The 618-nt window shown below is 63.8% G+C and carries 1 protein-coding gene; it reads left to right on the plus strand.

Annotation, left to right across the window (positions count from 1 at the left end):
* Positions 1-618 (plus strand): HAD-IC family P-type ATPase (locus EN750_RS37935; RefSeq protein ID WP_127399504.1); only part of this gene is annotated, 618 nt, incomplete at both ends.

Below are 618 nucleotides of genomic sequence, written 5' to 3' on the forward strand. Positions count from 1 at the left end.
GATGGAAGCCGCCGAGGGCGGTCGCGCGCACTATCGCCGCATCGCTGACCGAGTTTCAGCGCTTTACGCCCCGGTGGTTCATCTCACCGCCTTCGTGACATTCCTGGGCTGGGTAGCGGCGACCGGCGACTGGCACCGGGCGATGACGATCGCCATCGCTGTTCTCATCATCACATGCCCCTGCGCGCTCGGCCTCGCCGTACCGATCGTTCAGGTGGTCGCCGCGCGGTGCCTGTTCGAGAACGGCATCATGGTCAAGGACGGTTCGGCCATGGAGCGCTTGGCGACGATCGATACAGCTTTGTTCGACAAAACCGGCACGCTTACGCTTGGCCAGCCCCGGCTCGTCAACGCGAGGTCGATCGATCCAGACATGCTGGCAATCTCCGCCGACATGGCCGCGCATTCGCGTCACCCGCTTTCAAAGGCCATAACCGGCTTTGCCGCTCCTGGCGGGCAACACAAATTCGATGCCGTCACAGAGCATCCGGGGTTCGGGATCGAAGCCACTGTCGCCGGAAGCACCTGGCGGCTGGGTCGACGCGGATGGGCTGGATGGAAGGCCCGGACCGGTGGTGAAGGCAACCATGGCTATGGCGGAACGGTGCTGACAAAAGA

The organism is Mesorhizobium sp. M7A.F.Ca.ET.027.03.2.1 (assembly GCF_003999175.1).
Classification (GTDB): Bacteria; Pseudomonadota; Alphaproteobacteria; order Rhizobiales; family Rhizobiaceae; genus Mesorhizobium.